We start from the raw sequence: 14,678 nt of genomic DNA, 5'->3' as shown, positions 1-14,678 counted from the left end.
CTCTGACTCGGACGAGGTTTTCCACTATATAGCCCGCACCATGAGCCGCACCTTTCTCAAGATGAACGGCCTCGGCAACGACTTCGTCGTGATCGAGACCCTGACCCAGCCTTTCAATCCGACGGCTGAGGACATCCGCGCCATCGCCAAACGTCCCAGCAAGGATGGGGGCGAGGGCGGGATCGGCTGCGACCAGGTGATCGCCATCGACCCGCCGCGCGCCGAGGGCGCCTCGGCCTATGTGCGGTTCTGGAATTCGGACGGCGAGGAGACCGGGGCCTGCGGCAACGGCACCCGCTGCGTGGCCTGGCTGCTGATGCAGTCGGCCAAGAAGGAGTCCGTGGCCTTCGACACCGTGGCCGGGCGCCTGTCGGGCGTGATGGCCGGCGACAAGCTGGTGACGGTCGACATGGGCCGGCCGGGCCTGGCCTGGGACCAGATCCCGCTGTCGGAAGAGATGGACACCGTGGGCATCGAGCTGCAGGTCGGTCCGATCGACGCGCCGCTGGTCCATACGCCCGGCTGCGTGTCGATGGGCAATCCGCACGTGGTGTTCTTCGTCGACGCCCCGGTCAGCGACGACTTCGCGCGCGGCACGGGCAGCCTGGTCGAGCACCACCCGCTGTTCCCCGACGGCGTCAATGTCGGCTTCGCCCATGTCGAGAGCCGCGACCACATCCGGCTGAAGGTCTGGGAACGCGGCGCGGGCCTGACGGCCGCCTGCGGCACCGGCGCCTGCGCGGCCCAGGTGGCCGCCGTGCGTCGCGGCCTGACCGACCGCATCGCCAAGGTTGAGTTCGAGAGCGGGGCCCTGACCATCGAATGGCGCGAGGCCGACGGCCACGTGATCATGACCGGCCCGATCACCCTGGAATTCACCGGCAGGCTGCCGGAGCTCGTCGCCGCATGACGATCCATCCCGCCATCGGACCCGGCAAGACGGCCGTGATCACCGGCGCGGCCGACGGCATCGGCCTGGCCGCCGCCCAGGCCTTCGCGGCCCAGGGCATGAACGTCGTCATGGCCGACATCATGGGCCGCGCCCTGAAGAAGGCCGCCGACGCCATCGGCGACAAGGCCCTGGCCGTGGAGACCGACGTCGCCGACCGCGCCGCCGTCCAGGCCCTGCGCGACGCGGCCGTCGACAAGTTCGGCGCGATCGACGTGCTTATGAACAACGCCGGCGTCGGCGGCGGGGGCGACGCCTTCTCGGGCGAGGACCCGTGGAAGCGCGTGCTCGACGTCAATCTGTGGGGCGTGATCAACGGCGTCCAGCTGATCGGCGAGGAGATGGCGGCCAGCGGCCGGCCCGGCCTGATCATCAACACCGGCTCCAAGCAGGGCATCACCCAGCCGCCGGGCAACACGGCCTACAACGTGTCCAAGTCGGCGGTGAAGGCCCTGACCGAGGGGCTCGCCCACAGCCTGCGCGAGATCGTCGACTGCCAGGTCGACGCCCGCCTGCTGATCCCTGGCTACGTCTTCACCGGCATGACCCGGCGCGGGACCGACAAGCCGGCCGCCGCCTGGACGCCGGAGCAGACCGTGCGGTTCATGCTGGACAGCATCGCGCGCGGCGACTTCTACATCCTGTGTCCCGACAACGACGTGCCGCGCGCCGTCGATGAAAAGCGCATGGCCTGGGCCATGGGCGACGTCATCGAGAACCGCCCGGCCCTGTCGCGCTGGCATCCCGACTGGAAGGACGCCTTCGCGGCGTTCGTCGACCAGCCATGACCGAGGCCGTTCTCTCATCCCCCCAAGCCGGTGAAAGTTCGACCAAGCCGCTGTCGCGTCGCGGCGTGGTCGGGGCTTTCGTCCTCAACCTGCTGCTTCCGCCAGTGGGCTATGTATTCGTTGGCCGTATGCGTCTGGCGCTGGGGTTCCTGGCCCTGTTGGTCGTCGCCACGGCGGCGGTGATCGGCTGGACGTTCCAATCGCCTCCGGGAGTCTATCGGTGGGCAGACGACGCATCCAAGCTCGGCCCGGTCTGGATTCTCAACGTGCTGGCCGCGCTTCATGCCGGCTGGATCGCCTGGCGCGCGCGCGCGACCGGCGTCGCCCTGAAGCGACCGCATTTGCTGGTCCACCTGGTGTTCGCCGTGACGCCGCTTCTAGTCGGATTGGGGCTGCGCCTGTTCTTTCCGCTGTCCACCTACACGACCTCCTCCGCGTCGATGAATCCGACCCTCGCTCAGGTCGACATCCTGGGTGTGTACGGCGCGCGAGCGCTCTGCGGCTCGATCAAGCCCGCCGTGGGCGACGTGATCATCCATCGTATCGGCAAGGTGCGCTACGTTAAGCGCGTGGTCGCTGGCCCGGGCCAGGTGGTCGCAATGCGAAACGGTATGCTGAGCGTGGATGGGCGTCCCACGCCACGGGTGTCTGCGGGTTGGGGCGTACACGTTCAAGGCGGCGACTACGTTGAAGGGCGGGTCTATCGCGAGACGTTGGGCGGACGGACCTACGACACCCTTGATCTGGCCAATGACACCGAAATCGACAATCTGACTCCCGTCACCGTTCCGGCCAATGCCTGGTTCGTGCTTGGCGACAATCGCGACAACAGCCTGGATTCCCGCACCCAGGGTCCCGTCGCCCAGAAAGATATCTGCGGCGTGGTGACCAAGATCCTGAAGTCGACCGACACCGCCCGCGTGGGGGTGAAGCCGTGACGACCTACACCCTCATCTCACGCCCCCCCACGCCCAAGCCGCAAGTCGGCGAGGAAGGCGGCCCCGCGACCACCGTGTCCGGGCCGGACGGCGTCGACGTCGTCACCTTCGGCTGCCGGTTGAACGCCTACGAGTCCGAGGCCATCCGGGCCCGCGCCTCGGCCGACGGCCTGGCCGACGCGGTGGTGTTCAACACCTGCGCGGTGACCAACGAGGCCGTGCGCCAGGCCCGTCAGGCGATCCGCAAGGCCCGCCGCGAGCGGCCGGACGCCCGGCTGATCGTCACCGGCTGCGCCGCCCAGATCGACCCCGCCGCCTTCGCCGCCATGCCCGAGGTCGATCTGGTGCTGGGCAACGCCGAGAAGGCCGCGCCGGGCGCCCTGCTCGACACGTCCACCCGCGTGCGGGTCAACGACATCATGTCGATCAAGGAGACCGCCGGTCACCTGATCGCCGGCCTCAAGGACCGGGCCCGGGCCTATGTCGAGGTCCAGAACGGCTGCGATCACCGTTGCACCTTCTGCATCATCCCCTATGGCCGCGGGAACTCGCGCTCGGCCCCGGCCGGCGAGGTGGTGGAACAGGTGCGCCGCCTGTCGGCCGAAGGCTATCGCGAGGTGGTGCTGACCGGCGTCGACGTGACCTCGTGGGGTGCCGACCTGCCCGGCGAGCCGACCCTGGGCCAGTTGGTGGGCCGGATCCTGAAGCTGGTCCCCGGCCTGCCCCGCCTGCGCCTGTCGTCGATCGACGCCGCCGAGATCGATCCCGACCTGTTCAAGCTGCTCGAGACCGAGCCGCGCCTGATGCCCTACCTGCACCTGTCGCTGCAGGCCGGCGACAACCTGGTGCTCAAGCGCATGAAGCGCCGCCACAGCCGCGAGGACGCCCTGAAGCTGGTGTCCGAGGTGCGCCGCGTGCGTCCCGACACCGCGTTCGGCGCCGACCTGATCGCCGGCTTCCCGACCGAGAGCGAAGAGGCGTTCGCCAACACCCTGAAGCTGGTCGAGGAGGCGGGTCTGGCCTTCCTGCACGTCTTCCCCTACAGCGCCCGCCCCGGCACGCCCGCCGCCCGTATGCCGCCCGTGAAGGGGCCGGTGATCAAGGATCGCGCCCGCCGCCTGCGCGAAGCGGGCCAGGCCGGTCTCGAACGGCATCTGAGCCGCCAGGTCGGCCGCACCCTGTCGGGCCTGGTCGAGCGCGACGGCGTGGCCCGGGCCGAGGACTTCACCGAAATCGCCTTCGATCCCGCCTTGGGGGGCGTTGCTCCCCAGGGGGAGATCGCCGCCTTCCGGGTGGTCGGGCACGACGGAACGCGGGTCATCGCGGAGCTAGCCGCCTAGGGATGATCGATCGTCGCGTGCTGATCGCCGTTCTTGCCGCGACCCTGCTGGCCGGGGGCGCGGCCTACGCGCAGGACGTCCCGCCGCCGCAGGACCTGGCGCCGGAACCCAAGACCGAGGACTCTCCTCCCGCCGCCTTCCAGCCGATCGGTCCGATGCAGCCGGTCGAGCTCAGCGTCATGACCTACAACGTCGAGGGCCTGCCCTGGCCCGTGCGGACGGGGCGCGGGTCCAAGCTCAAGGAGATCGGCCGGCAGCTGGCCTCCCTGCGCGAGAAGGGGGTCGAGCCCGACGTCGTGCTGCTGCAGGAAGGCTTCCGCGACGAGGTCGACGACCTGATCGAGCTCTCCGGCTATCCCTATGTCGCCAAGGGGCCGCGCAAGAAGCAGCGCGACGGCAGCCAGCTGACCCGCGAGGATCGGCCGCGCTACAAGCGGGTGAAGTACCGCCGCAAGGGCGAGGGCTGGGGCAAGTGGGGCTCCAGCGGCCTGTGGGTGCTGAGCAACCACCCGATCAACTGGGTCAAGTCGCACGCCTACCACTACTGCGCGGGCCTGGACTGCCTGGCCAACAAGGGGGTGATGCTGGTCAGCCTCGAGGTGCCCGGCCTGCCGGTCCCGGTCGAGATCGCCGACACCCACCTCAATTCCAAGGGCGCCTCGGGCGTGCCGCGCAATCGCAACCAGACCGCTCACCACCTGCAGGCGGCCGAGCTGGGACGGTTCATGGAGACCGACCGCACGCCCGGCGCCCCGCTGATCGTCGGCGGCGACTTCAACGTCATGCACGCCCCCGATCGGTACGACTACGTGATGCAGCGCTATCCGTTCGACGTCGTCAGCCAGGTCTGCTTCCGGACTCCCGGCAGCTGCGACGCCAAGATCTCGGCCGACGGCGACGCCCCGTGGCTCGACACCCAGGACCTGATCGGCTTCAAGGCGGGGGACCGGGTGGCGATCCGGCCGATCCAGGTCGAGGCCCGCTTCGACGGCTCGGCCACGGGCGGTCCCGTGCTGTCCGACCACGACGCCTATGAAGTGACCTTCCGCCTGACGCCGATCCCCGTCCTGCCGGTTCCGCCGCACAAGCCCTGAGGTTTCCGATGTCCGACGCTTCTGTCCTGACCGGGGGATGCCAATGCGGCGCCGTCCGCTTCCGGGTCGAGGGCGAGGTCGGCCGGGCGTCGATCTGCCATTGCCGCATGTGCCAGAAGGCCTTCGCCGGTCCGTTCGGGGCGCTGGTCACCGTCGACGTCGCCGACCTGACCTGGACGCGCGGCGCGCCGTCAGGTTTCCAAAGCTCGGACGCCGTCCGGCGCGGCTTCTGCGCCGCCTGCGGCACGCCCCTGACCTTCGAGTGGAGCGCTGACAAGATCGACCTGGCGGTGTTCGCCTTCGACGACCCGTCACGGGTGGAGCCCGGCGTTCAGCTGGCCGTCGAGGGCCGCCCGGCCTGGATGGATAACCTGGCCGACATGCCTGTGCGCCCGCCCATGGGGCCGTCAGGGCCGGTGACCTCGCACCAGCATCCCGATCACGACACCTGAACCCTTCTCCGGCGAGCGGAGAAGGATCTAGACCTCCTCCTCGCCACCTTTGAAGCCCGGCAGATGCCAGCCGAACTTGATCGCGCAGGCCCTCAGGCCGAAGGCGGTGGCGAAGCCGGCGATCCCGGCCGGCCAGAAGCCGACGTGCAGCACGGTCAGTCCCGCGAACACCGCGGCCCCCGCCAGGGCGGCGGTGATGTAGATCTCACGACGCAACAAGAGGTTCGGCTCCTCGGCCAGCACGTCGCGGATGATGCCGCCGAACGCGGTGGTCAGCACGCCCATCATCACGGCCGTGAACGGATGGACGCCCAGGTTCAGGGCCTTGGCGGTGCCGACCACGGCGTAAGCGGCCATGCCCAGGGCGTCCAGCCACAGCAGGGCCCGGAATCGCCACCCCCGCTTGCCCAGCATCCACACCATCACCGCGGCCAGCAGGCAGACCATGATGTAGCCGGGGCGCTGGATCCAGAAGACCGGCGCGTCGATCAGCAGGTCGCGCAGCGTCCCGCCGCCGACCCCGGTGATGGCCGCGAAGAAGCCGAAGGTGATGATGTCGTGCTTGCGATGGGCGGCGGCCAACGCGCCGGTCGCGCCGAACACGGCGACGGCGGCGTAATCCAGCCAGAATAGGGTGGTCGAAAGCGCGTCCATTGGCGTTTGATGCCACACCCCGATAGAGCCTGTCCCGGGCTCTATCTCTATTAATTGGAGCGTGGCGGGCGCTGAAACCGCTCACACTTTCAGCTGCCACGCTCTAAAGGAACGCCATGAGCGAAAAGCCCGAGCAGAAAAAAGGCTGGTTCCAGCGCCTGACGTCCGGCCTGGCCCGGTCGTCCCAGCAGATGACCGAGCAGGTCACCGGCGCCTTCACCAAGAAGCCGCTGGACCAGGAGCAGCTGGACCAGCTGGAGGAGATGCTGATCGAGGCCGATCTGGGCCCCCAGATCGCCGCGCGCATCACCGACGCCTTCGGCAAGGCGCGGTTCGGCAAGTCGTCGACCGAGATCGAGGTCAAGGAAGCCCTGGCCGAGCTGGTCGCCGCCGAACTGACCGACCGCGAGGGGGTGTTCGATCCGCTCTCGGGCCCCAAGCCGTATGTGGTGCTGTTCATCGGCGTCAACGGCTCGGGCAAGACCACCACCCTGGGCAAGATCGCCTCGGACCTGACGAGCAAGAACGCCAAGGTGCTGATCGCCGCCGGCGACACCTTCCGCGCCGCCGCCGTCGAGCAGTTGAAGGTCTGGGCCGACCGGGCCGGGGCCGACTTCATGTCTCGCCCGCCGGGCGCCGACGCCGCCGCCCTGGCCTACGAGGCCGTCGAGCGCGCCCAGCAGGAAGGCCACGACGTCGTCCTGATCGACACCGCTGGCCGGCTGCAGAACAAGCAGGGCCTGATGGACGAGCTCTTGAAGGTCATCCGCGTGCTCAAGAAGGTCGATCCCGACGCCCCGCACGAGACCCTGCTGGTGCTGGACGCCACGGTCGGCCGCAACGCCCTGGCCCAGGAGAAGATCTTCGGCAACCAGGTCGGGGTGTCCGGCATCGTGATGACCAAGCTGGACGGCACCGCGCGCGGCGGGGTGCTGGTGCCGGTGGCCCGCGCCTCCGACAGCCCGATCAAGCTGATCGGCGTCGGCGAGGGCGTGGATGACCTGCAGCCGTTCGACGCGCGCGCCTTCTCCCGTTCGCTGGTGGGCCTGGAAGACTGAACATGACCGACACGCCTCCCACCGCTCCCGAAGCCGCCCCCGAAGCGACCAAGAAAAAGAACGCCGCCTGGGTGCGCACCGCCATCGACTACGGCGCGCCGGTCGCGTTCGGCGTGGCCTTCTTCGCCACCGGCCGCAACTTCCAGACCGCCACCTGGGTGCTGGTGGCCGCCTCGGCCCTGGCCCTGGTCCTGGGCTATGTGGTCGAGCGCCGCGTGGCGCTGCTGCCGCTGTTCTCCGGCGTCATGGCCCTGATCTTCGGGACCCTGGGCCTGGTGTTCCACAGCGACGTGTTCGTGAAGATCAAGGTCACCGTGGTGAACTCGGCCCTGGCCATCTTCATGATCGGCGGCGTGTTCACGGGCCGCGCGCCGCTGAAGGCCCTGATGGGCGAGGCCGTGCACCTGCCCGACGCGGCCTGGCGCACCCTGACCCTGCGCTACGGCGGCTATTTCGCCTTCGCCGCCATCGCCAACGAACTGGTCCGCCTGACCCAGACCACCGACATGTGGGTGAAGTTCCGGATCGGCCTGCTGCCCCTGGCCCTGCTGTTCTCGCTCAGCCAGGTGCCCTTCATGATGAAGCACATCGCCAAGGGCGACGACGCCAAGACTCCTGAACCGCCTGATGCGGGGTTCTAAGAAAATCCGCTCATCCCGGCGAATGCCGGGACCCAGATCCTAAAGCTGTGGGCTGATTGGAAACGCTCGGCGTTCATGGCGTCAGCCACACCGTCATTCCATCTGGGTCCCGGCATTCGCCGGGATGAGCGGCAGGGAAGGCGATATCGACAGCCCACGGACCGTCTGTCGTCAAAACGACGTCTAACCGTGGTATTTAAAGGTCCGTCGACGGAAACGAGGGACGACGGACCATGGCCAAGACCAAGGGCGACTCGAAGAGCGAGCGTGGGAGCGATAACGGCGGGGCCTTGGCCCGTTCGCCCAGCCATCTCCTGCACCGGGTCCTGCAACTGGCCCTCGACATCTACGCCGAGGAAAGCGGGACGGGCGGGATCACCCAGCGCCAGTTCGCGGTCCTGGCCGCCGTGGCCGAGAACGAGGGCGTCACCCAGACGGGTCTGGTCCGCGCCACCGGCATCGACCGCTCCACCCTGGCCGACATGGTCGCCCGGATGATCACCAAGGGTCACCTGGAGCGCCAGCGCTCCGACCAGGACGCCCGCGCCAACACCGTCAGCCTGACCCCCGCCGGCGCCGCCGTCCTGGAGGAGAGCCGCCCCAAGGTGGCCATGGCCGACGCCCGCATTCTCGCGTTGCTCAAGCCCAGCAAGCGCGAGGGCTTCCTGGAGCTGCTCAGCGACATGGCCGTCTCGGACGTCCACGCCGAGCCCGAAGCCAAGGCCAAGAAGCTCAAGGCCCCCAAGGCCGAGAAGCCGGCCCACGGCAAGAAGGACAAGAAACCCAAGAAGGAAAAGGCGGCCAAGAAGGCCGCCTAGGCCCTAGTCCCTCCCTCTATTTTCAGCCGTCATCCCGGACCCTGTGGTCGGGACGACGGTCGTAGGATGGGGGAGGGCTTCCACCGAAACCTTTAGACCCCCGCTCGGCGACGCTTTAAGGATCACTCCACGCCGAAAGGGCGGCTCGGCCCGCTGGATTTCCCAGGCGCGCGAGCGTCCGGGCAGGAGCCGCCATGGCCAAGGGTCAGAAGAAATCCAATAAGGAAGTCCGCAAACCGAAGGCCGACAAGAAGACGGCCCCGGCCTCGGTCTCGCCGTTCATTGTCACGCCCGGCAAGAAGTAGACGCACGCCAGACCGCCCGCTCCGCGTTGGTGGGGTGGGCGGTGGGGTTTGGCCCGTCCCCGTACTTGTGGAAGCCGTGACGTGATCAAGCAGTATGGATGGTCCGATCCGCTAGCGCGGGCCTTCGAACCGCACGCGCGCGCGGGCCATGTTCCGGGGCGCGTCGTGGTCCAGCAGCGGAACGGATACCTGGTGGCCACCGACGAGGGCGAACTGCGCGCCAAACCGTCGGGACGCCTGCGTCACGAGGCGCGCGAGGCCGGCCACCCGGCGGTCGGCGACTGGGTGGCGTTGTCGAGGAACCTCGTCGAGCGCACCGCCACCATCCACGCCATCCTGCCGCGCCGCACCGCCTTCGTGCGTCGGGCCGCTGACAGCACGCAAACGCCGCAGGTGGTCGCCGCCAACATCGACCTGGCCTTCATCGTCACCTCGATGAACGCCGACCTCAATCCGCGCCGGATCGAGCGCTACCTCGCAGCCGCCTTGCAGAGCGGCGCGCGCGCCGTGGTGGTGCTGACCAAGTCGGACCTTTGCGCCGAACCGTCGCTCCAGGCCGCCGAGATCGAGGCCCTGGCGGCCAACTGCCCCGTCGTCCAGGTGTCGGCGCGGCAAGGCGTGGGGCTCGACGCCCTGTTGGCCCATCTGGCTCCGGGCGAGACCTGCGTGCTGATCGGCTCGTCCGGCGTTGGAAAGTCGACGCTGGTCAACGTGCTGCTGGGAGAGCAGCGCATGGCGACCCAGGCGATCCGTGAAGCCGACGACCAGGGACGCCACACCACCAGCCATCGCGAGCTGGTCCTGCTGCCCGGCGGCGGGCTGATCATCGACACGCCCGGCATCCGGGAGGTCGGACTGATCGACGCCGAGGAAGGCTTGAGCGAGGTGTTCGAGGACATCGAGCGCTTGGCGCAGGCCTGCCGGTTCAACAACTGCGGCCACGCCAACGAACCCGGCTGCGCGGTGCGCGGCGCGCTGGAGAGCGGGGCCCTGGATCCCGATCGCTGGGCGCACTTCCAGAAGCTGGGGCTTGAACTGGCCGCCGTGGACGACAAGGCCGATCGCGCGGCCAAGGACGCCGAGCGCCGCCGCCTGGGCGGGCTTCAGAAGAAATACCGCGCCACCAAGAAGGACGACCGGGGCGCCGACTGACCGTCCGACGCTCAGCGGCTCCCCGCCGTCGCGAGCGGTATTTTCAGAATATAGCCCGCGCCTCCCGACAAACGGGGCTAGGTGAGGGATCGCCACTTACGAGAGACGCCAATGCCCGCTTTCACCATCGTCACCACCAGCGCGACCCAAGGCAGCGATGCGGCGGAGGTGAGCACGCTCGCGGACGAGTTCGTCAACGAGAGCGAAGCGCTGGGCTACTCGCGCCGAATGGCTGAAGAGATGGTGGGTCTGGCCCATCAACTCTCGCTGGACTTCGACTACAGCAATGTCGGCCTCTACGAAGGCGACCTGATCGACGAGGAGCTGGATCCGGCGCATCCCGCGTTCATGGGGGCGTGGGTGCTGGACGAAGAGGGCGTGGCCTTCGTGGAGGCGGACGAATTCCGCGAAAGCGAGACGGAGCCCTCGTAAACGCAAACCGCCCGCCTCGCGTCGGCGAGGCGGGCGGCTGTGCGCTGGAGATCAGCGGCGAACGCTTAGGCGGGCTGGTGCACGCCGGCTTCGTTCAGCCATTCCAGGATCTTGGCCTTGGGCATGGCGCCGACCTTCATCGAAGCCATCTGGCCGCCGCGGAACAGCATCATGGTCGGGATGCCGCGCACGCCGTAACGCGACGGGGTCGTGGGGCTGTCCTCGATGTTGACCTTGGCCACGGTGACGTGGTCGGCCAGTTCCTCGGAGATCTGCTCCAGGGCCGGGGCGATCTGCTTGCACGGGCCGCACCATTCGGCCCAGAAGTCGACCAGGACCGGCTTTTCGGCCTGCAGGACGTCCTTTTCGAAGGACTCGTCGGTCACCGTCACGGTGCTCATCGCTTGGCTCCATCTGCGCCCGGACATCCGGGGCGCGCTAGAAAACTGTCATTATCGGGGATTCGCTCCCCGTCTTGCAGCAAGATTTAGGGACCCGCGCCCCCCTCGGCAATGATCTAGAACAGCCGGGCCAGGGCCGAGGCCATCACCTTTTCTGGAACCGCCATGAGTTTGGGGCCGTCCGTCCACACGATCGCGGCCTCGATCGGGCGGTCGGGGAACACCTCGGCCAGCACGGCGGCGTAGACCGCCATCTGCGACAGATAGGCCGGATCGGCGTTCTCGATGCGGTCGGGCGAGGGGCGGTTGGTCTTGTAGTCGACCACCAGGATGCGGTCCGGCGTGACCACCAGCCGGTCGACCCGGCCGGCGATCTTCAGCTCGGCGGGCAGCTTGGACGCCCCGCCCGCCACCGAGACCTCGGCCCGCGAGCCGGGGCCGAACACGGCGGCGAATCGAGGGTCTTCCAGCACGCCGAAGGCCGCCGACGCCATTTCGGCGCGCTGGTCGTCGGTCAGGTCGCGCTCGGCGGCCAGCAGACGGCCAGCGGCCGTCCTGCGGGCGGCGGGTTCGATGTCGGGGAGGAGCTGCAGCAGCCGGTGGATGATCTCGCCGCGCCGATAGCGGCCCAGGCCCGACACAGCCGCCAGGGGCGAGGGCGCGCTGCCCCGGGCCTCGTCCTCCAGGGTGGAGGGGGCGGCATAGCGGGCGGCGGGGGTCTCGGGCGCGGCGGGAGCCAGGGTCCAGGCGGGTGTCGGGACCATGGCGGGAGCGATGCGCGGCGCCAGGGCTTCGGCCTTCATCGGGTCCGGCCCGAAGCGCTTGCGGCCGTCGTCGGAGATCTCCCGCACCCCGGATTCGATATCGGGATGGGCGAAGGCGGCCTGGGCGGCGGCGTACCAGCCGCCGACGTTCTCGTCCTTGGTCCGCGCGTCGATCCGGCCGCATAGGATCAGGCGGTCCCGCGCCCGGGTCAGGGCCACGTAGTAGAGTCGCAGGGCCTCCTCGGCGTCCTTCTTCTCGCGACGTTCGCGGGCCATCATGCTGGCTTCGCAGTCGTTGGCCTTGGACGCGCACCACAGGAAGCCGCCGGCTTCGGTCTGCATCAGCGGCGAGCCGCGCGCCCCGCCCTTCATGGTGGTCTCGGGCAGGAAGACGATCGGCGCCTCAAGGCCCTTGGAGCCGTGGGCGGTCATCACCCGCACCTCCTGGCGCGCGCCCTCCATCTCGCGTTTGACCACGATGTCGAGGCTGGCGAAGTCGGCGACCAGGGCCTCCAGGTCGCGCACCCCGCGCTGCTCGGCGGCCAGGATCTGGGCCAGGAACTCGTCCAGGGCCTCGGCGGCTTCTTCGCCCAGGCGGGTCAGCACCTTGGCGCGGTTGGAACGCACGGTGTCGTCCACCCGGCCCAGCAGCAGGGCGTAGAACTCGAACGGCTGCTTGCGGCGGCTCTCTGCCAGGGCCCAGCGCAGCAGGTCGCGAGCGGCGGACCATCTGGGCTGTTCGGCGGCGCGCTCGTTCACGGCCTTCCACAGCGTGCCCGGCCGCCCCTTGGCCAGGGCGTAGAGGTCGTCGTCCGACAGGCCGCAGAAGGGGCTCTTCAGCAGGGCCGCCAGGGTCAGGTCGTCGTCGGGGAACAGGCAGAACCGGCCCAGGGCCAGCAGGTCGTCGAACACGATGTGGGCCGACAGGCTCAGGCGGTCGGCCCCGGCCACCGGCACGCCGCGCCGCTTCAGGGCCCGCAGCACCTCCTCGAACAGCGCCTTGCGCCGGCGCACCAGCACCAGGATGTCGCCCGGATGGGCCGGCCGCCACTGGCGGGCCTCCTTGTCGAACACCGCGTCGCCGCGGGCGATAAGGGCCTGGATCTCGACGGCGATCTTCTCGGCCAGGCGGCGGTTGGCGCCGTGCTCGCTCTCGGCGTCGAGCGGCGCGTCCCAGGCCTCGCGCTCCTCGCCGGGCAGCTCGCGCTCCAGCGGCCACAGGTCTACGCAGCCCTTGTGGTCGACCCGGAACGGCTGGTGGCGGACCACGTCCTCGCCGGCCGGGGCGGGCACGCCCGAGCGGGTCTCCGGGGCCGAGAACAGGGCGTCGACGAAGCTCAGCACCTCCACGGTCGAGCGGTAGGAGGTGATCAGCGGCACGGCCTTGCCTACCTGCCCGACGTCGGTGATCTGGGCGATATAGCTCTGGGTCTCGGCCAGCAGGCGCTGCGGATCGGCGCCCTGGAACGAGTAGATCGACTGCTTCTCGTCGCCGACCACGAACAGGGTCCGCGCGTCGTTCCCCCCATTTGGGCCCTGATGCTGGGCGCGCCAGCGGACCGCGCCCTCGCCGGCGAAGAAGTCCGAGGTCAGGGCCCGCAGGATCGCCCACTGCTCCGGCGCGGTGTCCTGGGCCTCGTCCAGCAGGATGTGGTCGATGCCGCCGTCCAGCTTGTACAGCACCCAGGCCGCGTCGACTTTTTCGGTGAGCAGCACCCTGGTCTTGTCGATCAGGTCGGCGAAGTCGAGCGCGCCCCGGGCGTCCTTCTCGATCTGGTGCGAGGTGACGTAGAGCGCGGCCAGGCGCAGGGCGTCGGCGCTGTCCTCGGCCACCCGGGCGGCGCGCAGCCATTCGCGCGCCTCGGCCAGGCGCTCCTGCTCGGCCAGCAACCGCTCGCGGAGATGCTCGTGGGCTTTCAGACCCGAGGTCTTGGCTGGCCAGGTGGCGGGCGTGCCGGCCCCCTTCTCCGTGAACAGGGCCGCCAAGGCCTGGTCGAGGTCGGCGTCGGGGTCGGTGGCCAGCGCCCGAAGTTGGCCTGCGCACTTGATGTCGGTCTTGGTGCCGTTCAACAGCACGTCGGCGACCGAGCGCCAGAGGTCGCGGTCCAGCTCCGCCATCGCTTCAGCGACGACGTCCTCGACGCTGCTGGCCCCATAGTGGAAGCCGCAGACCTTCCAGACGTCCTTGATCGCGCCCTGCAGGCCGCCGACCTTCCCCAGATACTCGCCGATCGCCCCGCGCTGGGTCTCGAAGGTGGCGAACATCGCCTCGAAGCTGGCGAAGTCCAGGGCCACCGAGAACCGGGCATAGGCCAGGGCGAAAGCGTCGTCGTGGTCGGTGACGTAGGTCGCCACCTGCCGCAGCGCGCCCTGGGCGATGGCGGCCGAGGCGCTGTCGTCCATCACCTGGAAGCCGGGCGAGACGCCGGCCTCTAGCGGGAAGCGCCGCAGCAGCTTCTCGCAGAAGGCGTGGATGGTCTGGATCTTCAGCCCGCCGGGCGTCTCCAGCGCCTTGGCGAACAGGCCCCGTGCCTCGGACAGTTGCTTGTGGCTGAAGCTGGTGGGATCGCGGCCCTCCAGAGCGCCCAACTGTTCGCGCAGCTTGACGTCGGGGGTGACGCACCACTCGCCCAGGCGCTCGAACAACCGGCGCTGCATCTCGGCGGCGGCGGCCTTGGTGTAGGTCACGCACAGGATCGCCTCGGGCGACGAGCCGGCCAGCAGCAGGCGCGCGACCCGGTCGATCAGGGTCTTGGTCTTGCCCGAGCCGGCGTTGGCCGTGACGAACGCCGAGATGGCGGGATCGGCGGCGATGCGCTGGGGGTCAGGTTGCAGGGTCAGGGCGTCGGACACGGCTAGTCCCTCCCCCTGTGGGGGAGGCGGCCCGAATGG

At 69.3% G+C, this 14,678-nt stretch carries 15 protein-coding genes; 12 read left to right on the top strand and 3 right to left on the bottom strand.

The window, feature by feature from the left end:
• Positions 1–40: 40 nt before the first annotated feature.
• Genes dapF through AC1DYP_RS09555 form a run of 6 tightly spaced genes read left to right on the top strand, consistent with a single transcriptional unit; the run spans position 41 to position 5,561 of the window.
• Positions 41–910, top strand: a complete 870-nt coding sequence (gene dapF, locus AC1DYP_RS09580; RefSeq protein ID WP_477046127.1) for a diaminopimelate epimerase — start codon at positions 41–43, stop codon at positions 908–910.
• Positions 823–1,737, top strand: a complete 915-nt coding sequence (locus tag AC1DYP_RS09575) for an SDR family NAD(P)-dependent oxidoreductase (protein ID WP_477046126.1) — start codon at positions 823–825, stop codon at positions 1,735–1,737. Before dapF ends, AC1DYP_RS09575 begins: the two co-directional genes overlap by 88 nt.
• A complete protein-coding gene (gene lepB / locus AC1DYP_RS09570; protein WP_477046125.1) occupies positions 1,734–2,675 on the top strand; it encodes a signal peptidase I in 942 nt (313 codons plus the stop codon). Before AC1DYP_RS09575 ends, lepB begins: the two co-directional genes overlap by 4 nt.
• Positions 2,672–4,015, top strand: coding sequence for a tRNA (N(6)-L-threonylcarbamoyladenosine(37)-C(2))-methylthiotransferase MtaB (mtaB, locus tag AC1DYP_RS09565; RefSeq protein WP_477046124.1), 1,344 nt, complete (start codon positions 2,672–2,674; stop codon positions 4,013–4,015). Before lepB ends, mtaB begins: the two co-directional genes overlap by 4 nt.
• A 2-nt stretch (positions 4,016–4,017) precedes the next feature.
• Complete coding sequence (locus tag AC1DYP_RS09560) at positions 4,018–5,109, top strand: endonuclease/exonuclease/phosphatase family protein (RefSeq protein ID WP_477046123.1); 1,092 nt, start codon at positions 4,018–4,020, stop codon at positions 5,107–5,109.
• Between the two features lie 8 nt (positions 5,110–5,117).
• Entirely contained in the window at positions 5,118–5,561 is a 444-nt protein-coding gene (locus AC1DYP_RS09555) for a GFA family protein (protein ID WP_477046122.1), read from the top strand.
• A gap of 27 nt (positions 5,562–5,588) precedes the next feature.
• On the opposite strand, the gene AC1DYP_RS09550 is transcribed toward AC1DYP_RS09555, so the two are convergent.
• Positions 5,589–6,215, bottom strand: a complete 627-nt coding sequence (locus AC1DYP_RS09550) for a trimeric intracellular cation channel family protein (protein WP_477046121.1) — start codon at positions 6,213–6,215, stop codon at positions 5,589–5,591.
• 116 nt (positions 6,216–6,331) lie between these two features.
• On the opposite strand from AC1DYP_RS09550, the gene ftsY reads away from it, so the two are divergent.
• The 6 genes from ftsY (at position 6,332) to AC1DYP_RS09520 (ending at position 10,621) form a co-directional block, all read left to right on the top strand.
• Positions 6,332–7,273, top strand: a complete 942-nt coding sequence (gene ftsY / locus AC1DYP_RS09545) for a signal recognition particle-docking protein FtsY (protein ID WP_477033786.1) — start codon at positions 6,332–6,334, stop codon at positions 7,271–7,273.
• Positions 7,274–7,275: 2 nt separating this feature from the next.
• Positions 7,276–7,914 (top strand): inner membrane-spanning protein YciB, encoded by a 639-nt coding sequence (locus AC1DYP_RS09540; protein ID WP_477046120.1) that lies wholly within the window; start codon positions 7,276–7,278, stop codon positions 7,912–7,914.
• 233 nt (positions 7,915–8,147) lie between these two features.
• Entirely contained in the window at positions 8,148–8,732 is a 585-nt protein-coding gene (locus AC1DYP_RS09535; RefSeq protein WP_477033784.1) for a MarR family winged helix-turn-helix transcriptional regulator, read from the top strand.
• A gap of 194 nt (positions 8,733–8,926) precedes the next feature.
• Positions 8,927–9,037, top strand: coding sequence for a hypothetical protein (locus AC1DYP_RS09530; RefSeq protein ID WP_018061233.1), 111 nt, complete (start codon positions 8,927–8,929; stop codon positions 9,035–9,037).
• A gap of 165 nt (positions 9,038–9,202) precedes the next feature.
• On the top strand, positions 9,203–10,189 hold the full coding sequence (gene rsgA, locus AC1DYP_RS09525) for a ribosome small subunit-dependent GTPase A (RefSeq protein ID WP_477046119.1): 987 nt from the start codon (positions 9,203–9,205) through the stop codon (positions 10,187–10,189).
• 111 nt (positions 10,190–10,300) lie between these two features.
• A complete protein-coding gene (locus AC1DYP_RS09520; RefSeq protein WP_477033782.1) occupies positions 10,301–10,621 on the top strand; it encodes a hypothetical protein in 321 nt (106 codons plus the stop codon).
• Positions 10,622–10,686: 65 nt separating this feature from the next.
• Here the strand turns inward: AC1DYP_RS09520 and trxA are convergent, their stop codons facing one another.
• Positions 10,687–11,049: a thioredoxin gene (gene trxA, locus AC1DYP_RS09515; RefSeq protein WP_477046118.1), complete on the bottom strand. Its 363-nt coding sequence runs from the start codon at positions 11,047–11,049 to the stop codon at positions 10,687–10,689.
• Between the two features lie 89 nt (positions 11,050–11,138).
• Positions 11,139–14,639: a double-strand break repair helicase AddA gene (addA, locus tag AC1DYP_RS09510; protein WP_477046117.1), complete on the bottom strand. Its 3,501-nt coding sequence runs from the start codon at positions 14,637–14,639 to the stop codon at positions 11,139–11,141.
• Between the last annotated feature and the right edge of the window lie 39 nt (positions 14,640–14,678).

The sequence above is a fragment of the Caulobacter sp. P1_D6 genome, from assembly GCF_056406095.1.
Note: the sequence above shows the minus strand (reverse complement) of the source record. Positions and strands in the feature narration are given on the sequence as shown.